Origin of the sequence: Curtobacterium sp. YC1 (assembly GCF_016267665.1) — a bacterium.
In the GTDB taxonomy this organism is placed as follows: domain Bacteria; phylum Actinomycetota; class Actinomycetes; order Actinomycetales; family Microbacteriaceae; genus Curtobacterium.
The window spans coordinates 1,281,614-1,305,469 of the sequence record NZ_CP066341.1 but is presented as its reverse complement, the minus strand read 5'-3'; the positions used below and the strand labels follow the sequence as shown (position 1 = coordinate 1,305,469).

At 73.7% G+C, this 23,856-nt stretch carries 26 protein-coding genes and 1 riboswitch; of the genes, 7 read left to right on the top strand and 19 right to left on the bottom strand.

From position 1 onward, the window contains the following. Positions 1-114: 114 nt before the first annotated feature. The 3 genes from I8920_RS16280 to I8920_RS06235 all read right to left on the bottom strand — a co-directional run bounded on the left by I8920_RS16280 (position 115) and on the right by I8920_RS06235 (position 4,313). Positions 115-246, bottom strand: a complete 132-nt coding sequence (locus I8920_RS16280) for a hypothetical protein (protein WP_263867599.1) — start codon at positions 244-246, stop codon at positions 115-117. Between the two features lie 151 nt (positions 247-397). After that, positions 398-901 carry a peptide deformylase gene (locus tag I8920_RS06240; protein WP_198658271.1) on the bottom strand — a complete coding sequence of 168 codons (504 nt, stop codon included), beginning with the start codon at positions 899-901 and terminating at the stop codon, positions 398-400. Between the two features lies 1 nt (position 902). After that, a complete protein-coding gene (locus tag I8920_RS06235) occupies positions 903-4,313 on the bottom strand; it encodes a pyruvate carboxylase (protein ID WP_198658270.1) in 3,411 nt (1,136 codons plus the stop codon). A gap of 60 nt (positions 4,314-4,373) precedes the next feature. Here I8920_RS06235 and I8920_RS06230 point away from each other — a divergent pair, with 60 nt between their 5' ends. After that, positions 4,374-5,186, top strand: coding sequence for a ParA family protein (locus I8920_RS06230; protein ID WP_110892730.1), 813 nt, complete (start codon positions 4,374-4,376; stop codon positions 5,184-5,186). Positions 5,187-5,631: 445 nt separating this feature from the next. Here the strand turns inward: I8920_RS06230 and I8920_RS06225 are convergent, their stop codons facing one another. From I8920_RS06225 to I8920_RS06205, 5 genes are all read right to left on the bottom strand, one after another. Further along, on the bottom strand, positions 5,632-6,192 hold the full coding sequence (locus I8920_RS06225; RefSeq protein WP_027465231.1) for a MerR family transcriptional regulator: 561 nt from the start codon (positions 6,190-6,192) through the stop codon (positions 5,632-5,634). Between the two features lie 184 nt (positions 6,193-6,376). Then, complete coding sequence (gene ftsR / locus I8920_RS06220; RefSeq protein ID WP_198658269.1) at positions 6,377-7,081, bottom strand: transcriptional regulator FtsR; 705 nt, start codon at positions 7,079-7,081, stop codon at positions 6,377-6,379. Next, complete coding sequence (locus tag I8920_RS06215) at positions 7,081-7,560, bottom strand: FHA domain-containing protein (RefSeq protein ID WP_198658268.1); 480 nt, start codon at positions 7,558-7,560, stop codon at positions 7,081-7,083. The genes ftsR and I8920_RS06215 overlap by 1 nt, the downstream gene beginning before the upstream one ends. A 205-nt stretch (positions 7,561-7,765) precedes the next feature. Next, the gene (locus tag I8920_RS06210) at positions 7,766-8,779 is read right to left on the bottom strand and encodes a FecCD family ABC transporter permease (protein ID WP_232832842.1); all 1,014 of its coding nucleotides are present in this window, start codon (positions 8,777-8,779) and stop codon (positions 7,766-7,768) included. Continuing rightward, a complete protein-coding gene (locus I8920_RS06205) occupies positions 8,776-9,810 on the bottom strand; it encodes a FecCD family ABC transporter permease (protein ID WP_198658267.1) in 1,035 nt (344 codons plus the stop codon). Before I8920_RS06205 ends, I8920_RS06210 begins: the two co-directional genes overlap by 4 nt. A 159-nt stretch (positions 9,811-9,969) precedes the next feature. On the opposite strand from I8920_RS06205, the gene I8920_RS06200 reads away from it, so the two are divergent. Next, positions 9,970-11,490, top strand: a complete 1,521-nt coding sequence (locus I8920_RS06200; protein ID WP_198658266.1) for a S1C family serine protease — start codon at positions 9,970-9,972, stop codon at positions 11,488-11,490. 35 nt (positions 11,491-11,525) lie between these two features. Here I8920_RS06200 and I8920_RS06195 read toward each other — a convergent pair whose 3' ends face one another. Both I8920_RS06195 and I8920_RS06190 read right to left on the bottom strand, forming a co-directional pair. Continuing rightward, positions 11,526-12,683 (bottom strand): hypothetical protein, encoded by a 1,158-nt coding sequence (locus I8920_RS06195; RefSeq protein WP_198658265.1) that lies wholly within the window; start codon positions 12,681-12,683, stop codon positions 11,526-11,528. Positions 12,684-12,748: 65 nt separating this feature from the next. Continuing rightward, positions 12,749-13,006, bottom strand: coding sequence for a hypothetical protein (locus tag I8920_RS06190; protein WP_232832841.1), 258 nt, complete (start codon positions 13,004-13,006; stop codon positions 12,749-12,751). 77 nt (positions 13,007-13,083) lie between these two features. Between I8920_RS06190 and I8920_RS06185 the strand changes: the two genes are divergently transcribed. Next, a complete protein-coding gene (locus I8920_RS06185) occupies positions 13,084-13,446 on the top strand; it encodes an RNA-binding S4 domain-containing protein (RefSeq protein ID WP_198658264.1) in 363 nt (120 codons plus the stop codon). A 22-nt stretch (positions 13,447-13,468) separates the two neighbouring features. Here I8920_RS06185 and I8920_RS06180 read toward each other — a convergent pair whose 3' ends face one another. The 4 genes from I8920_RS06180 to I8920_RS06165 form a co-directional block, all read right to left on the bottom strand. After that, complete coding sequence (locus I8920_RS06180; RefSeq protein ID WP_198658263.1) at positions 13,469-13,834, bottom strand: hypothetical protein; 366 nt, start codon at positions 13,832-13,834, stop codon at positions 13,469-13,471. Continuing rightward, positions 13,834-14,781, bottom strand: coding sequence for a J domain-containing protein (locus I8920_RS06175; protein ID WP_198658262.1), 948 nt, complete (start codon positions 14,779-14,781; stop codon positions 13,834-13,836). Before I8920_RS06175 ends, I8920_RS06180 begins: the two co-directional genes overlap by 1 nt. A gap of 72 nt (positions 14,782-14,853) precedes the next feature. Continuing rightward, positions 14,854-15,600: a phosphotransferase enzyme family protein gene (locus I8920_RS06170; protein ID WP_198658261.1), complete on the bottom strand. Its 747-nt coding sequence runs from the start codon at positions 15,598-15,600 to the stop codon at positions 14,854-14,856. A gap of 72 nt (positions 15,601-15,672) precedes the next feature. Further along, positions 15,673-16,620, bottom strand: a complete 948-nt coding sequence (locus I8920_RS06165) for an NUDIX domain-containing protein (RefSeq protein WP_198658260.1) — start codon at positions 16,618-16,620, stop codon at positions 15,673-15,675. Positions 16,621-16,688: 68 nt separating this feature from the next. After that, positions 16,689-16,784: riboswitch (TPP riboswitch) on the top strand. Here I8920_RS06165 and thiM point away from each other — a divergent pair. The 3 genes from thiM to I8920_RS06150 all read left to right on the top strand — a co-directional run bounded on the left by thiM (position 16,773) and on the right by I8920_RS06150 (position 20,052). Continuing rightward, on the top strand, positions 16,773-17,654 hold the full coding sequence (thiM, locus tag I8920_RS06160) for a hydroxyethylthiazole kinase (protein WP_198658259.1): 882 nt from the start codon (positions 16,773-16,775) through the stop codon (positions 17,652-17,654). (Overlaps the previous riboswitch by 12 nt.) Then, positions 17,651-18,397, top strand: coding sequence for a thiamine phosphate synthase (gene thiE, locus I8920_RS06155; RefSeq protein WP_232832840.1), 747 nt, complete (start codon positions 17,651-17,653; stop codon positions 18,395-18,397). Before thiM ends, thiE begins: the two co-directional genes overlap by 4 nt. Then, entirely contained in the window at positions 18,394-20,052 is a 1,659-nt protein-coding gene (locus I8920_RS06150) for a bifunctional hydroxymethylpyrimidine kinase/phosphomethylpyrimidine kinase (protein ID WP_198658258.1), read from the top strand. Before thiE ends, I8920_RS06150 begins: the two co-directional genes overlap by 4 nt. 79 nt (positions 20,053-20,131) lie before the next feature. Here the strand turns inward: I8920_RS06150 and I8920_RS06145 are convergent, their stop codons facing one another. The 4 genes from I8920_RS06145 to I8920_RS06130 all read right to left on the bottom strand — a co-directional run bounded on the left by I8920_RS06145 (position 20,132) and on the right by I8920_RS06130 (position 21,972). Further along, entirely contained in the window at positions 20,132-20,641 is a 510-nt protein-coding gene (locus I8920_RS06145) for a metallophosphoesterase family protein (protein WP_198658257.1), read from the bottom strand. Next, positions 20,638-21,108: a MarR family winged helix-turn-helix transcriptional regulator gene (locus I8920_RS06140; protein WP_198658256.1), complete on the bottom strand. Its 471-nt coding sequence runs from the start codon at positions 21,106-21,108 to the stop codon at positions 20,638-20,640. The genes I8920_RS06145 and I8920_RS06140 overlap by 4 nt, the downstream gene beginning before the upstream one ends. An 83-nt stretch (positions 21,109-21,191) precedes the next feature. Beyond that, positions 21,192-21,653, bottom strand: coding sequence for a VOC family protein (locus tag I8920_RS06135; protein WP_198658255.1), 462 nt, complete (start codon positions 21,651-21,653; stop codon positions 21,192-21,194). A 22-nt stretch (positions 21,654-21,675) separates the two neighbouring features. Further along, positions 21,676-21,972, bottom strand: a complete 297-nt coding sequence (locus I8920_RS06130; protein WP_198658254.1) for a GNAT family N-acetyltransferase — start codon at positions 21,970-21,972, stop codon at positions 21,676-21,678. Positions 21,973-22,049: 77 nt separating this feature from the next. On the opposite strand from I8920_RS06130, the gene I8920_RS06125 reads away from it, so the two are divergent. Then, positions 22,050-22,685 carry an NADPH-dependent F420 reductase gene (locus tag I8920_RS06125; RefSeq protein ID WP_198658253.1) on the top strand — a complete coding sequence of 212 codons (636 nt, stop codon included), beginning with the start codon at positions 22,050-22,052 and terminating at the stop codon, positions 22,683-22,685. Between the two features lie 107 nt (positions 22,686-22,792). Here I8920_RS06125 and I8920_RS06120 read toward each other — a convergent pair whose 3' ends face one another. Beyond that, the gene (locus I8920_RS06120) at positions 22,793-23,767 is read right to left on the bottom strand and encodes an aldo/keto reductase (protein ID WP_198658252.1); all 975 of its coding nucleotides are present in this window, start codon (positions 23,765-23,767) and stop codon (positions 22,793-22,795) included. Between the last annotated feature and the right edge of the window lie 89 nt (positions 23,768-23,856).

The following is a 23,856-nucleotide window of genomic DNA, read 5'->3' as shown; positions in this document are numbered from 1 at the left end:
GCGCCGCGCCAGCGGCGGGTCGGCCGTGCCGATGGGGAAAGGCCCGGATCACGTCCGACGGACGGGATCCGGGCCTCCAGGCGGTCCACCGGGCGCCGGGGGCGCCTGCGGTGCTCAGGCCTCCTGCGACTGCTCCGTCGCGGGAGCGTCGAGGACGGCGGTCGACCCGGTCGTGACGGAGGTCTCGGCGGGACGGCGGTTGGTGCGGGTGCGGTGCGAGCTGAGCTCGTCGTTCTGACTGGTCATGCGGGAGTCCTGGGGGTGGGAAGGGGTGTCGGTGGGAGGCCGACAGCAGCACGGTACCTCCTCGTCAGGACGGAGCGACAATCCCCCGTGGGGGTGTCACCAGCAGCGTTCCCGGAGCGCACAGCTGCGGCACCGGAGGCTGTGGGACCGTTCAGTGGAACCAGTCCTGCGCGCGGATGTCCCGCAGGGCCTGCCGCCGCACCTCGGGGTCGAGCGTCATCACGTAGACGGTGCCGTCGAGGTGGTCGCACTCGTGCTGCAGCGCCTCGGCCATGAGCCCGGTGCCCTCGAGCACGACCTCGTTGCCGTCGACGTCGACGCCGCGGACCCTGGCGTGCGGGTACCGGCGCGTCGGGTAGCCGAGCCCCGGGACGGACAGGCAGCCCTCGTCCATGAGCTCGGGCTCGCCGGAGACTTCGACGAGCTCGGGGTTGAGCACGTACCCGACCTCGCCGTCGACGTTGTACGAGAACGCGCGGAGGCCGACGCCGATCTGCGGAGCGGCGACGCCGGCGCGGCCGGGCTCCTGCACGGTGTCGATGAGGTCCTGCACCAGGTCACGGACGCCCGGGGAACCGAGCGCCTCGGGGCGGATCGGGTCGGACGGTGAGCGGAGGACGGGGTCGCCGAACAGGCGGATGGGACGGACGGTCAATTTACTGCAGCACCACCAGGAGGTCGCCGGCGTCCACCTGCTGGGTCACCGGGATCGCGAGACGGCCGACGGTGCCCGCAACGGGCGCCGTGATGGCCGCTTCCATCTTCATCGCCTCGATGCTCGCCACGGCCTGACCGGCCTGGACGACGTCACCGACGGCGACCTTGAGCGTCACCACGCCGGAGAACGGCGCGGCCACGTGCTTCGGGTCGGACGCATCGGCCTTCTCGGCCGCCTTCGTCTCGACCTCGACCGAACGGTCGCGGACGGCGATCGGGCGGAGCTGCCCGTTCATCGTCGCCATGACCGTCCGGATGCCCTTGTCGTCCACCTCGCCGATCGCCTCGAGACCGACGAGCAGGTCGACGCCCTTGCCGAGCGGCACGGTGTGCTCCTGACCGGGGCGCAGCCCGTACAGGTAGTCGACGGTCGGCACGACGGACAGGTCCCCGTACTGCTCACGGGCCCGGGCGAACTGCTGGGTTGGCTGCGGGAAGAGCAGCCGGTTCAGCGCGCTCCGCCGTTCCGGTCCGGGCGTGCGGAGGTGGTCCCGCTCGTCGTCGGGCACGGGCGTGATCTCGACCCGGACGTCACGGCCGGCCAGCACCTTCGACCGGAACGGTTCGGGCCAGCCGCCGGGCAGGTCGCCGAGCTCGCCGGCCATGAACCCCACGACGGAGTCCGGGATGTCGTACTTGTCGGGGTTCTGCTCGAAGTCGACCGGGTCGGCGCCGACCGCGGCGAGCTGCAGCGCGAGGTCGCCGACGACCTTCGACGACGGCGTGACCTTGGTCGGGCGCCCGAGGATCCGGTTCGCCTCGGCGTACCAGTCCTCGACCTGCTCGAACCGGTCGCCGAGCCCGAGCGCGATCGCCTGCTGCCGGAGGTTCGACAGCTGTCCGCCGGGGATCTCGTGCTTGTAGACGCGCCCGGTCGGACCGGCCAGCCCGGACTCGAACGGGGCGTACGCGCGGCGGACGGCCTCCCAGTACGGCTCGAGGTCGCCGACGGCGTCGAGCGACAGGCCGGTGTCGCGCTCGGTGTGGGCCAGGGCGGCGACCAGGGCCGACATGCTCGGCTGGCTCGTCGTGCCCGCCATCGGGGCCGCGGCGACGTCGACCGCGTCGGCACCCGCGCGCGAGGCGGCGAGCAGGGTCGCGAGCTGTCCGCCGGCCGTGTCGTGCGTGTGGACGTGCACGGGCTGGTCGAAGCGCTCCCGCAGGGCGGTGACGAGCTTCTCGGCCGCACCGGCGCGGAGCAGCCCGGCCATGTCCTTGATGCCGATGACGTGCGCGCCGGCCTCGACCATCTGCTCCGCCAGGCGGAGGTAGTAGTCGAGCGTGTAGAGGTCCTCGGCGGGGTCGAGGAGGTCGGCGGTGTAGCAGAGCGCCGCCTCGGCGACGGCCGTGTCGGTGGCGAGCACGGCCTCCAGGGCGGGACGCAGCTGGCTGACGTCGTTGAGCGCGTCGAACACGCGGAACACGTCGACGCCCGTGGCGGCGGCCTCGGCGACGAAGGCGTCGGTGACCTCCGTCGGGTACGGCGTGTAGCCGACCGTGTTGCGACCGCGCAGGAGCATCTGGATCGGGATGTTCGGCATCGCCGCGCGCAGCGAGGCGAGCCGCTCCCACGGGTCCTCGCCGAGGAACCGCAGCGCGACGTCGTACGTGGCACCGCCCCAGGCCTCGACGCTGAGCAGCTGCGGGGTGAGCCGGGCGACGTGCGGGGCGACGGCGACCAGGTCCTTCGTGCGGACGCGGGTGGCGAGCAACGACTGGTGGGCGTCGCGCATCGTCGTCTCGGTCACGGCGAGGGCCGTCTGGGCGCGCAGGGCCCTCGACCACGCAGCCGGCCCCATCGCCAGCAGACGGACGCGCTGCCCCTCGGGCACCGGCGCCGACAGGTCGACCGCGGGGAGCTTGGCGCTCGGGTCGATCACCAGGGGTGACCGCTCGCCGTTCGGCTTGTTCACCGTGACGTCCGCGAGCCAGGTGAGGACCTTCGTCCCGCGGTCCTTCGAGACGTGCCCGCCGAAGAGCTGCGGGCGTTCCTCGATGAACTTCGTCGAGACGTCACCGCGGGCGAAGTCCGGGTCCTCGAGCACGGCCTGCAGGAACGGGATGTTCGTGCTCACGCCGCGGATGCGGAACTCGGCGAGGGCGCGCTTCGCCCGGGCCACCGCTGCCGGGAAGTCCCGCCCGCGGCACGTCATCTTCGCGAGCATCGAGTCGAAGTGGGGGCTGATCTGCGCGCCGGTGGCGACCGTGCCGCCGTCGAGCCGCACCCCCGCGCCGCCCGGGCTGCGGTACGTGCTGATCCGACCGGTGTCCGGACGGAAGCCCTGCGTCGGGTCCTCGGTGGTGATGCGGGTCTGCAGGGCCGCACCGTGCACGGCGACGGTGTCCTGCGACAGCCCGAGCTGGGCCAGGGTCTCCCCCGCTGCGATGCGCATCTGCGACTGCACGAGGTCGACGTCGGTGACCTCCTCGGTCACGGTGTGCTCGACCTGGATGCGCGGGTTCATCTCGATGAAGACGTGCTGCCCCTCGCGCTCGCCCTCGGTGTCGAGCAGGAACTCGACGGTGCCGGCGTTCACGTAGCCGATCGACCGGGCGAAGGCCACGGCGTCGCGGTGCAGTGCCTGCGCGATCGCGGGGTCGAGGTTCGGCGCGGGGGCGATCTCGACGACCTTCTGGTTGCGCCGCTGCACCGAGCAGTCCCGCTCGAACAGGTGGATGGTGCCGTCGTCGGTGCCCGAGGCGTCCGCGAGGATCTGCACCTCGATGTGCCGCGGACGGATGACGGCCTGCTCGAGGAACATCGTCGGGTCGCCGAACGCGCTGTCGGCCTCGCGCATGGCGGCTTCGAGGGCGGCGCGCAGCTCGTCCTTCGTCTCCACCCGGCGCATGCCACGGCCACCACCGCCGGCGACGGCCTTGGCGAACACCGGGAAGCCGATCGCGTCGGCACCGGCGATCAGCTCGTCGATGTCCCGGCTCGCCGGGGTGCTCGCGAGGACCGGCACGCCGGCCGCGATCGCGTGCTCCTTGGCGGTCACCTTGTTGCCGGCCATCTCGAGCACGTGCTCGCCCGGCCCGATGAAGGTGATGCCGGCCGCGGCGGCCGCGGCGGCGAGCTCCGGGTTCTCGGACAGGAACCCGTACCCCGGGTAGATCGCGTCCGCACCCGACTCGCGCGCGACGCGGATGATCTCGGAGACGTCCAGGTAGGCGCGGACGGGGTGGCCCCGCTCCCCGATGAGGTAGGCCTCGTCGGCCTTCAACCGGTGCAGGGAGTTGCGGTCCTCGTGCGGGTAGACGGCGACGGTGCGCGCCCCCAGCTCGTACGCGGCACGGAAGGCTCGGATGGCGATCTCGCCACGGTTCGCGACCAGGATCTTGCTGAACACGACGTCCCTTTCAGCCCGGGTTGAGGTGAGACAACCCTAGTGGCGGTAACGTTGCTGATCGTGCATGTACTCAGCGTGAGCTCCCTCAAGGGTGGTGTCGGCAAGACGACGGTGACGCTCGGCCTGACCTCGGCCGCGTTCGCCAAGGGACTGCGCACGCTGGTGGTGGATCTGGACCCGCAGTCCGACGTCTCGACCGGCCTCGACATCAACCTCGCCGGCCACCTCAACGTGGCGGACGTCCTCGAGAACCCGAAGGAGAAGATCGTCCGTCAGGCGATCGCCCCCTCGGGCTGGACGAAGGGCTCCCAGGGCAAGATCGACGTGATGGTCGGATCGCCCTCGGCCATCAACTTCGACGGGCCGCACCCCTCGATCCGCGACATCTGGAAGCTCGAAGAGGCCCTGGCCAACGTTGAGCAGGACTACGAGCTCGTGCTCATCGACTGCGCGCCGTCGCTGAACGCCCTGACCCGCACCGCGTGGGCTGCGTCCGACCGCGTGACCGTCGTCACCGAGCCCGGCCTGTTCTCCGTCGCCGCCGCCGACCGTGCCCTGCGGGCCATCGAGGAGATCCGCCGCGGACTCTCCCCCCGCCTGCAGCCCCTCGGCATCATCGTGAACCGTGCCCGCGTGCAGTCGCTCGAGCACCAGTTCCGCATCAAGGAGCTCCGGGACATGTTCGGCCCGCTCGTGCTCTCCCCGCAGCTGCCGGAGCGCACGTCGCTGCAGCAGGCGCAGGGTGCCGCGAAGCCGCTGCACGTGTGGCCCGGCGAGTCCGCGCAGGAGATGGCGAAGAACTTCGACCAGCTGCTCGAGCGCATCATGCGGACGGGCAAGATCGGCCCCTACGCCGACGGCGGCGCCGCCTAGTTCGCACGCCCGTCGCGACACGTCGAGGTCGCACTCCGGCCCAGTACCGACTGCCGGTACTGGGCCGGAGTGCGACCTCAGCTCGTTGTGGCGGTGCGGCCACGACACGTCGCTCACGTCCGCCGAGCGGTCACCGACTGTCGGACGGCAAAATCGCAGCCGACAGCCCGTGACCAGTCGGCGACGTGCACACGGCGGTTCGTGACCACCCGGCGACGCGCACGCGACGGTTCGTGGCCACGCGCCGACTGCCAGGAGGCGCACCCCGCCCCCGGCAGACGCGCCCGGGTCCGGCTCGCCCAGCGGTCACGACACGCCACTCACGTCCGCCGAGCGGTCACCGACTGTCGGACGGCAAGGTCGCAGCCGACAGCCCGTGACCAGTCGGCGACGCGCGCACGGCGGTTCGTGACCACCCGGGCCGAGCCGCGGGACGAGAACCTGGTCAGGAAGCGCGGGAAGCGCGACGAGCGGCGAGCTCGTCGGAGGGGTCCGCCGCAGCGGTGGCGTCGAGCTCGACGAGGGAGCTCTCGACCTCGCGCAGGACCTTGCCGACGGCGATGCCGAACACGCCCTGGCCGCGGGACACCAGGTCGATGACCTCGTCGTCCGAGGTGCACAGGTAGACCGAGGCGCCGTCGGACATCAGGGTGGTCTGGGCGAGGTCGGACACGCCCGACTCGCGCAGCTGGTTCACGGCGGTGCGGATCTGCTGCAGGGAGATGCCGGTGTCGAGCAGGCGCTTGACGAGCTTGAGCACGAGGATGTCGCGGAACCCGTAGAGGCGCTGCGAGCCGGAGCCGGCGGCCCCGCGGATGGTGGGCTGCACGAGTTCGGTACGGGCCCAGTAGTCGAGCTGACGGTACGAGATGCCGGCTGCGCGCGCGGCGACGGTGCCGCGGTAGCCGTTCTGCTCGTCGTGCTCGGGCAGACCATCGGTGAAGAGCAGCCCGAGGTCGTACCGGGTCACATCAGACTCGGTGCCAGGGGTGTCGTTCCCACTCATGAGCTTGCCTTCCACGACGATCGAGCTCCCACCCGAAGCTTCAACGACGGGTTGAGAGTTGTTCCGAGGTCCACGGTAGCGACTCCGACCGCTCCCGCGCGGGACATCCGACCCGGCGCGTCCGGCGTGTCGAGGATACGCCCGAACCACCGACACACAACCCCCGTCGGGACACCCGCCGGCGTCATGCGTCGAGACGACCGATGGCCTGGCGGATGAGGTTCGACCGGATGATCTCGAGGTGGCCGGCGATCTCGCGTGCGAGCTCGGTGGCCTTGGCCCGGGACGTGGCGTCACCACGGCGCGAGACGGGCATGAGCGCCGACTCGATGAGTCCGACCTCGCGCTCGGCGGTGCTGCGCAGGGTGCGGAGGTGCCGCGGCTCGATGCCCGTGCGCTGCAGCTCGACCAGTGCCTTCAGCACCGACACGCTGTCGTCGCCGTAGGTCTCCGTCGCCGGGAGCAGTGATGCGGAGACGGCATCGGCGAGCAGCATCGGCGAGGCGCCGGCGGCCCGGACGGTCTCGTCGCGGGTGTGGCGGCGTTCCCGGCCGAGGATCGAGGGGCGGGGCGCGTCGCCACCGCCGGGGAGCACGGGCTCGCGACCGGCGTCGAGGTCGGCAAGGTAGTCCTTGATGACCTTGAGCGGGAGGTAGTGGTCACGCTGCAGGCCCAGGATCACCCGGAGCCGCTCGACGTCGGCGGCGGAGAACTTGCGGTAGCCGCTGGCCGTGCGGATCGGGGTGACGAGCTCGCGCTCCTCGAGGAACCGCAGCTTGGAGCTCGACAGGTCCGGGAACTCGGGCTTGAGGCGAGCGAGGACCTGCCCGATCGTGAGCAGGTCCGGGGCCGCGGACCCCGCCCGGGCCGCAGCGGACCGTGCGGCCACTACGCGTTCGCCAGGCGCGCCAGGTCGACCCGGGATGCGTAGAACGTGAGGCGGAACTTGCCGACCTGGACCTCGGCGCCGTCGGTGAGCAGCGCTTCGTCGATGCGCACACCGTCGAAGTACGTGCCGTTCAGCGAGCCGTTGTCCTTGACGCTGAAGCTCGTGCCGTGGCGCAGGAACTGCGCGTGCTTGCGCGAGACCGTGACGTCGTCGAGGAAGATGTCGGCGTCGGGGTGCCGACCGGCCGTCGTGACGTCGGAGTCGAGGAGGAACCGCGCGCCCACGTTCGGGCCGCGGCGGACCACGAGCAAGGCCGAGCCGGACGGCAGGGCGTTCACGGCGTCACGCTCTTCGCTCGAGACACCGGACTCGGCGGTGAGCGCCGCTCCCATGTCCATGCTGAAGGTCAGCGTGGTGTCGACCAGCCGCTGCTCCGGGGTCTTCTGACCGCCCGGCTGCGGGACCACTGGATCTGGCATCGGTGGACCTCCTCCTCTTGGCCCATCAGCGTATCGGAAACGAGGGCCGGAACGGCAGCCCCGATCGGGGACTGTGGAGAGACTTCCGCGATCCGCGAACGCGCAGCCACGCGCGAGCGGCGCGGACGGACCCACCGGAGGCGCGTGGCGCGGCCGCACCGCGCCTCCCGTCCGGTGGGGGTCCCGCCGGGCGCAGGGCACCGGCTCAGCGTCCGCGCGCGAGCAACCAGAGCAGGTACGGCGCACCGACCACGCCGGTGACGACACCGACCGGCAGAGCGTTGCCGGGGATCGCGAACTGTGCGATCAGGTCACTGCCGAGCGTGATCGCGGCACCGACCGCGGCCGCCGGGGCGAGCGCGACCCGGCCCCCGCCGACCAGCCGACGGGCGATCGGCGCGGCCATCAGCGCCACGAACGACACCGGGCCGGCGGTCGCGACGGCGGCGGCCGTCATGCACACAGCGGTCAGCAGGAGCAGCACCTTCGCCCGGTCCGGCCGGAGTCCGAGCGCCGCAGCCACCTCGTCGCCGAGGCCCAGGACCTGCAGGCGCGCGGACTGCAGCAGCGCGAGCACCAGGAGCACGACGAACGCGACGCCGAGCACGCCGACCAGGTCGCGGTCCACGGCGTTCAGGCTGCCCGAGAGCCAGAGCAGCGCGGTGCCGGCCTGCGTGACCGACCCGCTCGTGAGCATCCACCCGGTGATGCTCAAGCACACGGCGGCGACGCCGATGCCGACCAGGACGACGCGGTTGCCGGTGATGCCCCGACGCCAGGCCAGCGCCGCGATCACGGTGGACACCACGACGGCACCGACGAGCACGACCGAGAACAACGTGCCGCCGGACGCTCCGAACAGCACGATGGCGGTCAGGCCGGCGGCACTCGCACCCGAGGTGACCCCGATGACGTCGGGGCTCGCGATGGGGTTCCGCACCACGCTCTGCACGATGGCGCCGGCGACCCCGAGGCTGCCGCCGACGAGCACCGCGCCGAGGACCCGGGGGCCGCGCAGCTGTCCGATGACGAAGTCGGAGATCCGGTCGCCCTGCCCGGCGAGGCCCGCGACGACCTGCCCCGGCGACAGCGGGATCGATCCCGCGCCGAGCCCGACCAGCACGAGCACCGCGATCACGGCGACGACGGCGACGAGGACGACGGCCTCGCGGCGGAGCGCGGTCAGTCGGGGGCCGGTCGGGCGACGGACGCCGCTCACAGTCCCCGCACCGCCCGCGACCGGACCAGTGCGATGAACACTGGTGCGCCGATGAGCGCGGTGACGATGCCGACCTGCAGCTCCCCCGGGTACGCGACGAGCCGCCCGACGACGTCGGCGACGAGCAGCAGCGCGGGGGCGACGATCGCCGACAGCAGGATCGTCCACCGGTGGTCCGGCCCGCTCAGCCGGCGGACCGCGTGCGGCACGGCGAGGCCGACGAACGCGACGGGGCCGGCTGCGGCGACGGCCGATCCGGCCAGCAGCACGGCGACGACCCCGCCGACGGCGCGGACGAGCACGACCCGCTGCCCGAGCGACGCCGCCAGTTCGTCACCGAGCGCGAGGGTGTTGAGCGACCGGCCGAGGGCGAACGCGATGACGAGGCCGACGAGCACGGGGACGGTGACCACCCCGGCCGTCGCCAGGTCCTTGCCCGCGAGCGCGCCGACCTGCCAGAAGCGCAGCTGGTCGAGCAGGCTCTGGTCGGTCACGAGCACCGCCGTGGTCACCGAGGACAGCGCGGCGGCGACGACGGCTCCGGACAGGGCGAGGCCGACGGGCGACAACCCGCGGCGGGCGGCCGCGGCGACGCCGTAGACGAGCAGGGCCGCGAGTGCGGCACCGACGAAGGCGAACGGCAGGTACGTCGCGGTGCCGCTCACGCCGAACAGGGCGATGCCGGTCACGATCGCCAGGGTCGCGCCCGAGTTGATCCCGAGGATGCTCGGGTCGGCCAGGGGGTTGCGGGTCACGCCCTGCATCACCGCGCCGGCGACACCGAGGGCCGATCCGGCGAGCAGCCCGACGACGGTGCGGGGTACCCGGTTGCCGAAGACGATGAGCCCCACCTCGTCGTTGCGCCCCGGGTGCAGCACGGTGTCCAACACGGTGCCGAGCGGGATCGGCCGCGACCCGAACGCGATCGACAGGGCACACGCCACGACGAGGACGACGACGGACAGCACGGTCGCTCCGACGAGTCGGGAGACGGGGCTGGGGGCCGGGGGCGTGGACGGGGCGGGACGCATGAGGAGTGAGGCAACCCTAACCCCCGCCCTCGTACGGCGTCCCCCGAGCAAGCCCGGAGCCGGCACTTGGTGCGTTCATAGGCTCGTCATGGGGAACCGCCCTGTACTGGTTGCCATCGACGCCCGACCGGGCCGCCGAGGAACGACCGGAGAACACCGATGAACGAGACCCCGAACCCCGCCGCCGCCGACCACGACGAGAACGGCACCGCCCGCACCGGGTCCGCGCAGCAGCAGGCGCCCGGCACCCCCTGGGACGCGCCGCACGCCGATCGGGCCACCCTGCGCTCGGCCTACGCGTTCGACGGCACCGGTCCGTACCTGTACGGGCCCGACGGATCCGGCCCCTACGCCTACGCGCCGGACGGGCGTGGCCCGTTCCTGGTCGGCAGCCCGGCACTGCTGGGCGCGAACCAGGGCTGGGCCACCGCCGCGGCCTCGGCCGACCACGCCGGGGTCACCGGCAGGCGTCCTCGTCGCATCGGGCTCGCGATCGGCGCCGGCGTCGCGGCCCTCGCCATCGTCGGGGCGGCGGGCGGGACGGCGTTCGGGCTGTCGTCGCACGGCACCACCAAGACGTCGAGCCAGTCCCAGGGCACGACCACCCTGCCGGGCACCGGTTCCGGTTCCGGCACCGGCACCGACACGGGTTCCGACTTCGGCGACGGCACGAACGGCTTCACCGTGCCCGGCGACGGCACCGGGACGAGCGGCGGCACCGACGGCACCGACGGCACGGGGACCGGCACGGCCCCGTCAGCGGCCACCGCGGCGACCGCCGCCCAGAAGCGGGGCGTCGTGACGATCAACACCGTCCTGGGCTACGACCGCTCGTCGCAGGCCGCCGGCACGGGCATGGTCCTGACCTCGGACGGCACCGTCCTGACGAACAACCACGTCATCCAGGGCGCGACGAGCATCGTCGTCACCGACGAGACCACCGGCAAGGAGTACACCGCCGACGTCGTGGGTGCCGACGCCACGAACGACGTCGCCGTGCTGAAGCTCCGCGACGCCTCGGGGCTGTCCACCGTCACGCTCGACGACGACGGCGACCCCTCGGTCGGTGACACCGTGACCGACGTCGGCAACGCCGAGGGCACCGGGGACCTGGTCGCCGCCGAGGGCACCGTCACGGCCACCGACCAGGACATCCAGGTGCAGAGCGAGTCCGGCACGGGCACCGAGTCCCTGCAGGGGCTGATCGAGGTCGCGGCGGACATCGTGTCGGGTGACTCCGGCGGGCCGGTCGTCGACAGCGAGGGCGAGGTCGTCGGCATGGCGACCGCGGCGTCCTCGGGCAGCGCGGACGTCACCGGCTACGCCATCCCGATCGCGACGGCGAAGACGATCGCGCAGAAGATCCTGGCCGGCGAGGCGTCGGACACCATCACCATCGGGCTCCCCGCGTTCCTCGGGGTACAGGTGAGCGGCACCACCGGTGCCACCGGCGGCGTCGCCGTCGCCGGCACGGTCGAGGGCTCCGGTGCCGCGCGCGCCGGGCTGGTCGCCGGGGACACCATCACGAGCATCGACGGCACGGCGGTGACGACCTCGGACCAGCTGACCCAGGTCGTGCAGTCGCACGACGTCGGCGACGAGGTCGTGGTGCACTACACCGACACCACCGGCGCGGCGAAGACCGTCACGGTCACCCTGACCGCCGGACCCGCAGCCTGAGCGGAGAGCGGACGCGCAGCCCCGCGGTACCCCGCTCAGCCCAGCAGCGCCCGCACCACCGACCGGTACACGTTGGCCGGGGAGTCCGTCCGGAAGGCGGTCTCCCCGGCCGTCGTCGTCCCCACGCGCGCGAACCCCTGCCCCTCGGCCCGCACGATCGTGACCGGGTTCGGCCGGCTCGGACGCCGCAGGTACGAGACCGTCCAGGGCGCCGCCCAGAACCGCGCCAGCCGCGGGTCCGCCTCGACGATCGACGCCGGCAGGTCCGGGGCGTCCGCCCCTCCGGCGAGCTTCCGCCCGAGCAGGTGCGCCGGCAGCGACCCCGTGCGGAACGGGAAGGTCCACGTCGGACCGATGCCGAGCCTCCCGGCCGCCAGCGCGACCACGCGGTCCGGCGTGACGGACGCGACCACGGATCCCGCCTCGTCCGTCCCGTCGACGACGGTCTGCGACCAGGCCTGGAGGCGCGACGCGCCTCCGTCGGGCAGGTGCTGTTCCAGCGTGACCGGCTGGGCGTCGCCCTGCCAGGGCTCGAGCAGGGCCTGGGTCGCCTCGGGCAGGGTGCCGAGGCGGCCGACGAGGCCCGCGTCGATGAGTTCCCGGCCCGCGGCTGTGCGGAGCAGGGTGGGGTCCCACCGCCGTCCCGCCAGGCTCGTCAGCGTCCCGACGGCCGCTGCGCTGAGACGGGGCCCGTCGAGCACGGGAGCCGCCCCGGGGGCCGGCAGGGGTTCGAGGTCGCGCTCGGGGCGGACCGGGACCGGCTCGGCGGCACGCACGCTCTCGAGGACGGCGAGCACGAGCTCGTCGGTCGCGAGCAGTCGGGCCAGCGGACGTTCGATGGTCAGGTCGACACGGTGCCGCCCGGTGACGAAGAGCAGGTGCGTGCCGGCGACGTCACCGCCCTCGTCGGGTCGCACGTACTCGACCAGTCGGGCCGGGGCGCCCGCGGTGGTCCAGGGGTCGCAGCCGACCAGCAGCAGACCGTCGACGGAACCGGGCAGTCGTGCGAGGAGCCCGGTGTTCTCGTCGCCGATCGCGCGGTCGCTCGGACGGGAGCGGACGGTGAGGACGACGTCGTCGCCGGTGACGCGCAGGTCCGCCTGGGCGGTGTCCTCGCGGCGCCAGTGGTCCGGGCGGCGGAGGGTCAGGCGGGCGGTGCGGTCCTCGGTGCCGAGCGGGACGGGGACTGCCATGGTCCGAGGCTACGGGCGGGGCGTGCGCGCGGTGCGGCGGCTCGCCGGGGTGGCACGGCGCGAGGTCAGCGACGACGGGCGCGAGGCGGCGGGGGCGGTGGGACCCGCTTCGCGGCGACGACGTCCGCGAGCCGGACCGCGACGGGGCCGCGGCGCGTGGCGATCGTCACGGTGTCGGCCGTCCGCGCGACGAGGTCACCGAGGGCGTCCTGTGCGCCGTCGCCCTGGTGTGCGCGGACCACCAGCCGGTCGCCGATCACGGCGTCGTGCAGCACCCCGAGGCCACGGGCCCGCGCGATCGCAGCCTGCTCACCCGTGGTCACCGTGTCAGCGTACGACGGCGGGCCCGACCGACCGCGGAACCGGGGGACCGCGGGGACGGGCGGCCTAGAGTGAGGGGATGGCCAAGGCGCGCGTGGACAGCTGGATCTGGGCGGTGCGGATCACGAAGACCCGCTCCGCCGCGACCGCCGCGTGCAAGGCCGGGCACGTCCGGGTGAACGGGGAGCGCGCGAAGCCCGCGCAGCCGATCGGCCCCGGTGACGAGGTCCGCGTCCGGCAGAACGGGTTCGACCGGATCGTCGTGGTCACCGGCATCATCCTGAAGCGCACGAGTGCCCCCGAGGCGGCGAAGCACTTCGAGGACCGGACCCCGCCGCGGCTGCCCAAGGAGGAGGCCGGGTTCGTGCCGGTGCGCGAGCGCGGCGCGGGACGCCCGAGCAAGCGGGAGCGCCGCGACCTCGAGAAGCTCCGCGGGTACTGACCGCCCTGCGGCTCCGGACCGCTCAGCGCCGCTTGCCGTACGGGTCGACGACGACCTCGAACGCCGTCTCGCCGTCCCACTCGACCTCGATCGGCTGCCCGGTCCACCGTGCCTCGAGGTGCCCGTCGTCGTCCTCGTCGTTGCCGCACAGCGCCGAGCCGCTCGGGAGCCGTTCGATCGCGACCCGACCGCCGACGCCCAAGGCGTACAGCTCGACCACCCGGCCGCGGATCGACTGGGTCCTGGCCGCGTCGTGCCGGACCTCCGCGAACCGCCGGGCGCCGTCGGCGGACACGACCCAGTACTCCCTGACGTCGCCGATCTCGACCGCGAGGCCACAGCACTCGTGCTCCCACCCGCCGACCTCGATGACGACCGGCTCCGGCATCAGACGAACCGGACGGTCTGCTGCAGCCGGTCGCGGATGTCGAAGACGTCGACCGAGCCGGCCGGCGACCACACGCCGTTGAGCACCTGGGCGAGCGCGCTGCGGCGGACGACGAGTGCCGTCGGCTTCTTCGGCGAGCCGACGAGCTGCACGTCCCCGTCGACCGCGGCGTCCGGCACGACGAGCAGTCGCCCGGTGAACCGCACGCGCGTCTGCTTCTGCACGGCCCGGGCGGCACGGACGAGCTCCTTGACCGGACGCTCCCCCGCCGCGAGCGTCTCCCCCACGACCTCGCCGTGCTCGACGCGCACCGGGGCGCCCCAGTCGATGGACTCGACCGCCCAGAGTCCGCTCGGGGTCAGGACGGCGTGGTCGAGCTTGCCCTCGGACCCGGCGTCCAGGTCGTGCCACACCGTGACGCCGATGCCCATGTCGGACACGATGGCGGCGGTGGCCTCCTCGGCGAGGGCCTCGGCGAGCAGCCGCCGGATGTGTCGCGGTGCGGAGCGGATCAGGGCGGGGTCGTACGGGTCCTCGATGGGGTCGCCGAGCCCGACCCACTCGCGCTCCGCCTGCAGGAACACCTCGCGCGAGCGACCGCCGGGATGTCCGTGGGACCGTGCCCGGGGGCGGGAGTCGCGGCGCGCTGCCGGAGGTGCGTAGGCGTCGCGACCGGTGTCGGGCCTCCCGGCTGACGCAGCGGACGGACCGGAGGCGGTCTGGCCGGCGTACCCGCGGGAACCGACGTCGTAGGCGCGGCGGGCCGCGGGGGTGCCGATGCGTTCCCAGGCGAGCTGCACCCGGCGGAACCGCTGGGCGTCACCGCCGAGGTCGGGGTGGGACTCGCGGGCCGCACGCCGGTAGGCGCGGCGGAGGGTGTCGTCGTCGGCGGAGGCGGGGACGCCGAGCACCTCGTACGGGGTCGCGTCGGCGGGGCTGTCGGTCATGGCCCTGCGACATTACCCGAGGCGGTGTCGGAGTCCGCCGCGAGCGCCCTGCGTGTGGACTGGGTGTCGGCGTCAGGCGACGGCGGCGGTGACGGCGTCGGCGTGCTGCTCCAGGTAGGCCACGTCGGCCCGGTACAGGTCCGCGTGCCCGTGCCGCAGGTCGCTGAGGAACTTCGGGTTGCCGGCGGCCGCCTCGTGCTCGATCGTGGTGACCAGGGCCACGAGGGACGCGATCATCGTCTCGACGAGGACCGCGCGCGACCGGGCGTCGAGGTCGTAGGCGCGGCAGAACTCCGCGGCCCGTGCCAGGCGGTCGTCGAGCCGGGGCGCGGTGGCCCCCTCGACGGCGCCCGTGGTGAACGGCGCGAAGCGGTACACGGCGCTCGCGACGTCCCAGACGCGCGGCCCGGGGTGCGCGGTGTCGAAGTCGATCAGTCCGACGGCGGCGATGCCGTCGTACACGCAGTTGTACGGGGCGAAGTCGCCGTGCACGATCGTCTCGACCGGGGCGCGGTCGGCCTGCGACCAGACGTCCGCGGTGTCCTCGCGCGGGTACGTGGCGGCGGCGTCGTGGAACTGCCGGAGCAGCCGGGCGCTGGTGACCAGGGCAGCCTCGCTCGCGACGTCCTCGGTCCAGGGGTACTCCCCCGCGACCCCGGGCACGAACGACACCGTCTCGAGGGCGTCGCCGAGGGCGATGGGTTCCGGCGCGGCCACGAAGCCCTGCTCGTGCAGGTGCGCGAGCAGCCGGTGCACCGTGGGGGTCCACGGCCCTGCGGGGCGGTGGACGCGGTCGTCGGCCCTGGTGATGCGCTCCACGGGATCCTCCTGGGGGTGTGCGTCTCCGTTGACGGACCGCCAGCGTACCGGCACCGACCAGGGCTGTCCCGGTCAGTGCGGAAGGCGGCTCCGTGCGTCGGTCTGCTCGCGCAGCCACCCCGGTCCACGTACAGCCGCGCCGGACGACTCGACCCGCGCGCGGAGCTCCCGGTCGGCGGTCACGACCACGACCGGCCCGTCGCCGGCGTCACCCGCGCGTCGTGCGGCCTCGACGATCGCGTCGTCGCCGGAGCCGGGAGCGCGCACCACCTCGACGGCGGCTGCTCGTGCCTCCGGGTCGGCTGTTGCGCGTGCCTCGGGGTCGGACGCTGCACGTGCCTCGCCCTCGAGCACCACCGTCCAGCGCGGCCACCACCGGGCGAACGGCAGGTCGAGCAGCGACGACTCGACCCCGTCCGCGGCGAGCGCCGTCACCGACGACAGCAGACGCGAGGCGGCACCGGCGCGGTCCTTCCACCAGCCGTCCGGCGTGCTGCCGACGACGTTCGCGGCGTCGACGACGACGTGCGGCGTGGTCGTCACCACGGCGCGGAGCGCCGGCCACGACGCTCCGAACCCCGGGTGCAGCGGGAGTGCGTCCACCTGGTCGATCGGGATCCACGAGAGCGCGAGGCTCTCGCGGTCGGCGATCACCGGTTCGAACGGCCGGGAGGCGCGCCCCACCACCGTCGTGTAGGTCCAGAACCCCAGGTCGAGCAGGGCTGTGTGGCGCAGGTCGACGGCGTCGTCCGGCACGCCGGCTTCCTCGGCGGACTCGCGGAGCGCGGCCGTCACGGCGTCCTCGTGCTGGTGGCGGGCGCCGCCGGGGATGCCCCAGGTGCCCCCGTGGTGGCTCCACTCGACGCGGTGCTGCAGCAGCACGCGTCCGGCGCCGTCGTCGACGAGCAGGCCCGCGGCGCCGAAGCGTCCCCACGCCTTCGTGCCGTCCGGACCGATCGCCCAGGCGTCGCCGGGGTCGCGGGGGCCGGGTGGCGGCCCGGGAGGCGTCGAGTCTGGCACGGTCCAACCCTGGCACACGGTGCTCGGACCCGGCCTCGGAGTCGTCACCGGACGTCGTGTACGGTGTCGCCCGAGACACGGGGTGCCGCAACCAGCGGCTGAGATCACACCCGTCGAACCTGCTCGAGCTCGTACTCGCGAAGGGATCGTCCATGGAGAACGCTGCGCCCACCCACGACTGGGGCCACCGGACCGCCGAACTGCTCGAGGCCGTGCGCGCCCGGGCCCCGCTGGTGCACTGCATCACGAACACCGTCGTGCAGAACGTCACGGCGAACGTGCTGCTCGCGCTCGGGGCCTCTGCCGCGATGGTCGACGTCGCGACGGAGGCGGGACCGTTCGCCCGGGTCGCCGACGCCCTGCTGGTGAACACGGGCACCCCGCACGCCGAACCGCGGGTCGCCGCGCTCGAAGCGGTGCCCGCTGCCCGCGACGCCGGGACGCCCTGGGTGCTCGACCCGGTGGCCGTCGGGTCGCTCCCGGTGCGGACGGCGCTGGCCCGCGACCTGCTGGCGATGCACCCGACGGTGCTGCGCGGCAACGCGTCGGAGGTGCTCGCGCTGCTCGGCGCCTCGGCCGGTGGTCGCGGGGTCGACAGCACCGCGGGCACCGAGGACGCCCGCGCCGCTGCGATCGCCGCCGTCACGAGTTCCGATCCGGGTCCGGTTCCGGGTCAGGACGGGAGGCTCGTGGACGCGGTGGCCGTGTCCGGTCCCGTCGACCTGCTGGTCGCCCCGGCGACGGGCGTGGTCCGGGTCGCGAACGGCACCGAGCTGCTGACGCGCATCACCGGGGGCGGCTGCGCCCTGGGAGCGGTGGTCGCCGCGTTCACCGCGGTGTCGCCGGACGACGCCGGAGCCGCCGCGGTCGCCGCCACCGCGGTGCACACCATCGCCGCGGAGCTCGCCGCGCAGGAGGCCGGTGGACCCGGCTCGTTCCAGCCGCTGTTCCTCGACCGGTTGGCGTCGCTGACCCCGGAGCAGGTCGTGCGGACGGCCCGGATCACCGTCGAGTCCGCGGCGGTGCCGGCGTGACCGGGCAGCGGCGCGACCTCGGCGTCTACCTGGTGACCGACGGAGCCCTGGCCGACCGGCACGGCGTCGGGGTGCTCGGCGTCGTCCGGGCCGCGGTGCAGGCCGGGGTGCGGATCGTGCAGGTGCGCGACAAGGACGCGTCGGCGCGGGACCTGCTCGCGCTCACCGTCGCCGTGGCCGGGGCGGTGGGCGACCGTGCCGCCGTCGTGGTCGACGACCGGCTCGACGTCGCCCTCGTTGCCCGGCGGGACGGGCACCGGGTCGCCGGCGTGCACCTCGGGCAGTCCGACGTGCCGGTCGCCGCGGCCCGGGCACTGCTCGGCCCCGGTGCGCACGTGGGCCTCACCGCGAACACGCTCGGGCACCTGTCGGCCGTCGAGCGGCTCCCCCGCGGCACCGTCGACCTGCTCGGCGTCGGGGTCGTGCACCCCACGGCGACGAAGGCCGACCACCCGCCGGCGCTCGGCCACGACGGCTTCGCCCGGCTCGCCGCCGCGACCGACCTGCCGTGCGTGGCGATCGGCGGGGTCACCCTGGACGACGTCGACCCCCTGCGCGCCGCCGGTGCCGCGGGCGTCGCGGTGGTGTCGGGCATCTGCGCCGCAGCCGACCCCGGATCCGCCGCGGCGGCGTACGTGGCGGCCTGGGGCGGTGGAGCCGACCACGGGGCGGGAGTGGGGTGGGCGCCGGAGGGTGCGCCGCGCCTCCAGACCGGGTCCGCGCAGCACGGGGCGGGCGCATGAGCGTGCCGCGGGTGCTGAGCATCGCCGGCACCGACCCGACGGGCGGGGCCGGGATGCAGGCGGACCTGAAGGCGATCGCCGCGCACGACGGGTACGGGATGGGGGTCGTGACGGCGCTCGTCGCCCAGAACACGCACGGGGTGCGGTCGGTGCACGTGCCGGACGTCGGGTTCCTGCGCGAGCAGCTCGACGCGGTGTCGGACGACGTCACCATCGACGCGGTGAAGACGGGCATGCTCGGCACCGCTCCCGTGGTGCGGGTGGTGACCGACTGGCTGCGGGAGCACCGGCCGGCCGTGGTGGTGGTCGACCCGGTGATGGTCGCGACGAGCGGTGACCGGTTGCTGGACGAGGACGCCTCGGCCGCGATGGCCGACCTGCTCGAGCTCGCCGACCTGGTCACGCCGAACCGGGACGAGCTCGGGGTGCTGGTGGAGCTGGCCGGGAGCGGTGGGGGTGCCGGGGGTGCCGGGGTCGCTGGGGGTGCTGGGGGTGCGTCGTCGGCGTCTGCTGGGTCGGCGGGGTCGTCGGCTGCGTCGGCGTCTTCTTCGTCGTCGCTGGCGGCCGCGCAGGTGGTGGCGGCGCGGTGGGACGTGCTCGTGCTGGCGAAGGGCGGGCACGACGACGGGCCGACCTCCGACGACCTGCTGGTCGCACCGGACGGGTCGGTGCGGGTCTTCTCCGCTCCCCGTGTGGCCACGACGAACACCCACGGCACGGGGTGCTCACTGTCGAGCGCGATCGCGACACTGGCTGCTCGGCACGGTGACTGGGAGCTCGCGGTCGGGGTGGCGAAGCAGTGGCTCACGGTGGCACTGCGCGGGGCCGACGCACTGTCGGTCGGGAGTGGTGCCGGGCCGATCGACCACGGGGCGTCGGCGCGAGCCGCGCTGCCGACGCTGTCGTACACGGACGTGTGGTGGGCAGACGCCGCCGACGTGCTGCGGGAGACGATCGCGTGCGCGTTCCTGGTGGGGCTGCGCGACGGGACGCTCGGGGCGGAGGTGTTCGCGGGGTACCTGGCGCAGGACGTGCACTACCTGCGGGCGTACGAGCGGCACCTGGCGGCGCTCGCCGGCGCTGGCGGGGCTGACGAGGGTGTTGCTGCGGACACCGGTGTTGCTGCTGCCTTCTGGGCGTCGGCGGCGCAGGGGTGCGCCGACGAGGCTCGCGACCTGCACCACCGACGGCTCGCCGGCACCCACGCCGACGATCCGGTGCACCCGACGTGCGCCGGCTACCTCGCACACCTGCAGGCCGCTGCCGACACCGGCTCGGCCGCGGTCCTGGCCGCCGCGGTGCTGCCGTGCTTCCGGGTCTACGCCTGGGTCGGGTCGCAGCTCGGCGCAGCGCCGGAGGGGCACGCCTTCGCCGACTGGATCACCGCCTACGGGGACCCCGGGTTCGCCGCGGCGAGCGCCGAGGCCACCCGGCTCGTCGAGGAGCTCGCGGCCGCGGTGACGCCCGAGGAGCGGGGCCGGATGGCACGGGCGTCCCGCCGTTCGGTCGAGTGGGAGCTCGCCTTCTTCCGGATGCCGACGGAGGGCGTGGCGGCCAGCGGCGGAGCTCCGGCGGCCGACGGCGGCCCGGCCGGCGGCGGAGCTCCGGCGGCCGACGGCGGCCCGGCCGGCCGCGCGGCCCGCGTCTCGCGCTGACGGACGTTCCTCGGGTCTGCGGACCCGAGGAACGTCCGCTCAGCCGGGTCTCGGTCCCGCACCGGGCGGCACCGGCGGTTCAGCGCGCAGCGGGCGGCAACCGCACGAGGTCGACGGTCAGGTCCGTGCCGCTGACGGTGCCGCGCATCCAGGTGTGGTCGGGTTGCCGGCGGCGGTCCGTGGGCGACCCGGGGTTGAGCAGCCGCATGCCGGACGGCGCCACGGTGTCCCACGGGATGTGCGAGTGCCCGAAGACGAGCACGTCGGTGTCCGGGTGGGCGGCGTCCATCCGGCGTTCCCGTCCGGTCGCCGCGCCGGTCTCGTGCACCAGGGCGAAGCGGAGCCCCTCGACCACGAACCGTGCCACCAGGGGCAGCCGGTCGTCGAACGCGGGTCCGTCGTTGTTGCCCCGGACCCCTTCGAACCGGCGGGATCGCCCCTGCACGGCGTCGAGCGTGGCGATGTCCACCCAGTCCCCCGCGTGCACCACCAGGTCGGCGGCGTCGATGTCGGCCCACAGTCCGGCAGGCAGGTCCTTCGCGCGCTTGGGCAGGTGGGTGTCCGACAGCAGGACGAACGAGGTGGTCACGGCTGCGTCGGCCCGGGCATCGGGAGTCCGGCCTCGTCGGCGGCACCGAGTCGTTCGAGCAGACCGGCCAGCAGTGCGACGTCGTCGTCCGACCAGTCGGCGAGCCGTTCGTGCAGCGCGTCGCGGTGCAGCTGCACGGATCGCTGCAGTGCGGCGCGACCGGCGTCGGTGGCCTCGAGCGGCTTCGCGTTGCCGCTGCCGCCCTCGGTGGTGCGGACGAGCCCGGCGGCGAGCAGCCCGGACAGCTGCCGCGAGATCGTCGACCGGTTGAGACGCAGGTACCGGGCGATGTCGATGGCCATGCACCCCGGGTGCTGCACGACGAAGTCGACGAGCGACTGGTCGACGACGCTCAGCACCTCGTCCGAGCCGCGGGCGCGGATGCTCGCGCGGCGGGTGATCCGGGCGAGCTCGGTGTAGGCGCGGCTGACGTCGCTGTCCCGACCCTCGGAGCTCGGGTGGTCCATGATCGCTCCAGCCTGTCTGCGCCGGCGCCGGCCGGCGGTCTGTTCCTGCGGTCACCATACCGGCGGGTACGCGGACCGGGGAGTCAGCGTCCCGATGCGGCCGCCTGCAGCGCGGGGATGTCCAGTTTCACCATCTGCACCATCGCGTCGAACACCCGCTGGTTGGCGGCCGGGTCCCCGGAGCCGCTCATCAGGTCGCCGAGCATCGACGGCGTCACCTGCCATGCCAGGCCCCAGCGGTCCTGCAGCCAGCCGCACGCCATCGGGCTGCCGCCGTGGGCGAGCAGGGCGTCCCAGACCCGGTCGAGCTCGTCCTGCGTGTCCACGTCGACCTGGAACGACACGGCGTCGGTGTGCGGGTGCCCGGGACCGCCGTTCATCGCCCGGTAGGGCCGACCGAGCAGCGTGAACTCGACCACGAGCGCGCGGCCGTCCGGCATCCGGCTGACACTGTCGACACGGCTGTCGGGGAACAGGCCGACGTAGTGCTCGGCCGCCTGTTCGGCCTGGTCGTCGTACCAGAGGAACGGGGTGATGGTGGGCATGTCGCGCCCCTTCGTCCGGAGCTCAGTCCGCGGCGCCGCGGCTGAGCAGGTCTGCCTTCTCGGGGTGCTCGTCGAACCACTTGCCGACGAACCAGCACATCGGCACGATGCGCTTCGTGGTGGTCGCCTCGACGTCGGCGACGGCGTACTCCACGAGTTCCGCCGCGTAGCCGTGGCCGCGGTGCTTCGGCACCGTGTAGGTGTGCGGGAACGCGACGGCGTCGCCGTTGACCCGGTAGTCGAGCACGCTGACGAGCTCGCCGTCGACGTACATCGCGTAGCGGTCCTGGTCGGTCTCGTCGCGGAACTCGTGGTCCATGCCCGCCATCATGCTCCGCGCGGCGCGAGTACGCCCCACCGGGAATGCAGCACGCCCCACCGCGTTGCAGGGACACCATGACAACGATCGGCATCATCGGCGCAGGCAACATCGGATCCCAGCTCGCACGGCTCGCGGTGCGGAACGGTCACCAGGTGGTGATCGCGAACTCCCGCGGCCCGGAGACCCTGACCGACCTGGTCGCGGAACTCGGCGAGGGCGCCCGAGCGGGCACCCGTGACGAGGCGGCCGCCGCGGGCGAGGTCGTCATCGTGACGACGCCGCTCGCCGCCATCGAGACGATCCCCGTCGAGCCCCTGGTCGGCAAGGTCGTCATCGACACGAACAACTACTACCCGGAGCGCGACGGCCACATCGCCGCCCTCGACGACGAGTCGACGACCACGGCGGAGCTGCTGCAGGACCACCTGCCCGGCGCCCACGTGGTCAAGGCCTTCAACCACATCGGCGCGGCGGACCTGACCGGACACGCGACCCCCGCCGGCACCCCCGACCGACGTGCCCTCGTGGTCGCGGGTGACGACGCGGCGGCGAAGCAGGTCGTCACGGACCTCATCGACGCCTTCGGGTTCGACGTCGTGGACGCCGGTCCCCTCGCCGAGGGCTGGCCCATCCAGCGGGACACCCCCGGCTACGGCCCGCGGCTGACCGCCGCCGAGCTGCGCGACGCCCTGGCGGTCGCCACGCGGTAGCGCCCGCTCACGCCGATCGAGCGGCCCGGTCGACACGCGTCGGGCCGCTCCCACCGGTCGAGCGGCACCGTCAGCATCCGCCGGGCCGCTCGCGCGGCACCCTCGGCTCAGGCGACGGCGCGGTCGAACAGCACCGTCATGTCGGCGATGTCGTCCTCGCTCGGGGTCCACGTCGTGCCGGCCTCGACGTTCTGCCGGATCTGCTCGGGCTTGGTCGCCCCGGCGATCACGCTCGACAGCCCGGGCTGGGCGAGCAGCCACGCGAAGGTCGCCTGGAGCATGGTGACGCCGCGCTCGTCGCAGAAGCGCTGGTAGTCCTCGAGCACCTCCCACGGAGCGTCCTCGAGCAGCTGCGGCTTCGACGTCGACAGGCGTCCGTCGGCAGGTCCGCCGCCCTTCGTGTACTTGCCGGTCAGCAGGCCGTTGTACAGCGGGAAGAACGGCAGGAACCCGAGCGCGTACGCCCGCACGGCAGGCAGCACCTCGGCCTCGGCGGCGCGGGCGAGCGGGCTGTACTCGTTCTGCGCGGACACGAAGGCCGTCGTCCCCGCTATGGAGGCGGTGAGCTCGGCCTCGGCGATCTGCCACCCGGCGAAGTTGGAGTGCCCGACGTACCGGATCTTGCCCTCGCGCACCAGGTCGTCGAGGACGGACAGCGTCTCCTCGATCGGGGTCACGTCGTCGGGGCGGTGCATCTGGTACAGGTCGATCCAGTCCGTACCGAGGCGACGCAGGGACGACTCGACGGCAAGGCGGACGTACCGCCGTGACCCGCGGACGCCCCAGTCCGGGCCGTTGGCGCCCTGCATGTCCATGCCGAACTTGGTGGCGAGGACGACCTCGTCGCGGCGACCGGCGATGGACCGGCCGAGCATCTCCTCGGACATACCAGGAGCGCCACCGTAGATGTCGGCGGTGTCGAACAGGGTGACGCCGGCGTCCAGCGCCGCGTGCACGACGGCGTCGGTGCCCTCCTGCGACTCGGACGCGGTGCCCGGCCGCCCGAAGTTGTTGCAGCCGAGGCCGACGGTGGAGACGACGAGCCCCGAGGGCCCCAGGGGACGGTGTTCGATTCCGGTCATCACCCGACCGTACCGGCGACCCCGGAACTGGGGCTGCGTCACGTTCAGCGGTTGCCGGTACAACTGACGAGGATCAGTCGACGGAAGGA

Excerpts from the sequence above, each read along its gene's own strand:
- I8920_RS06200 (WP_198658266.1), top strand. The coding sequence starts at position 9,970 with ATGAACGAGACCCCGAACCCCGCCGCCGCCGACCACGACGAGAACGGC.
- I8920_RS16280 (WP_263867599.1), bottom strand. The coding sequence starts at position 246 with ATGACCAGTCAGAACGACGAGCTCAGCTCGCACCGCACCCGCACCAAC.
- I8920_RS06180 (WP_198658263.1), bottom strand. The coding sequence starts at position 13,834 with ATGCCGGAGCCGGTCGTCATCGAGGTCGGCGGGTGGGAGCACGAGTGC.
- I8920_RS06205 (WP_198658267.1), bottom strand. The coding sequence starts at position 9,810 with ATGCGTCCCGCCCCGTCCACGCCCCCGGCCCCCAGCCCCGTCTCCCGA.
- I8920_RS06175 (WP_198658262.1), bottom strand. The coding sequence starts at position 14,781 with ATGACCGACAGCCCCGCCGACGCGACCCCGTACGAGGTGCTCGGCGTC.
- I8920_RS06150 (WP_198658258.1), top strand. The coding sequence starts at position 18,394 with ATGAGCGTGCCGCGGGTGCTGAGCATCGCCGGCACCGACCCGACGGGC.
- I8920_RS06185 (WP_198658264.1), top strand. The coding sequence starts at position 13,084 with ATGGCCAAGGCGCGCGTGGACAGCTGGATCTGGGCGGTGCGGATCACG.
- I8920_RS06135 (WP_198658255.1), bottom strand. The coding sequence starts at position 21,653 with ATGCCCACCATCACCCCGTTCCTCTGGTACGACGACCAGGCCGAACAG.
- I8920_RS06215 (WP_198658268.1), bottom strand. The coding sequence starts at position 7,560 with ATGCCAGATCCAGTGGTCCCGCAGCCGGGCGGTCAGAAGACCCCGGAG.
- thiM (WP_198658259.1), top strand. The coding sequence starts at position 16,773 with ATGGAGAACGCTGCGCCCACCCACGACTGGGGCCACCGGACCGCCGAA.
- I8920_RS06125 (WP_198658253.1), top strand. The coding sequence starts at position 22,050 with ATGACAACGATCGGCATCATCGGCGCAGGCAACATCGGATCCCAGCTC.
- I8920_RS06225 (WP_027465231.1), bottom strand. The coding sequence starts at position 6,192 with ATGAGTGGGAACGACACCCCTGGCACCGAGTCTGATGTGACCCGGTAC.
- I8920_RS06195 (WP_198658265.1), bottom strand. The coding sequence starts at position 12,683 with ATGGCAGTCCCCGTCCCGCTCGGCACCGAGGACCGCACCGCCCGCCTG.
- I8920_RS06120 (WP_198658252.1), bottom strand. The coding sequence starts at position 23,767 with ATGACCGGAATCGAACACCGTCCCCTGGGGCCCTCGGGGCTCGTCGTC.
- I8920_RS06140 (WP_198658256.1), bottom strand. The coding sequence starts at position 21,108 with ATGGACCACCCGAGCTCCGAGGGTCGGGACAGCGACGTCAGCCGCGCC.
- I8920_RS06130 (WP_198658254.1), bottom strand. The coding sequence starts at position 21,972 with ATGGACCACGAGTTCCGCGACGAGACCGACCAGGACCGCTACGCGATG.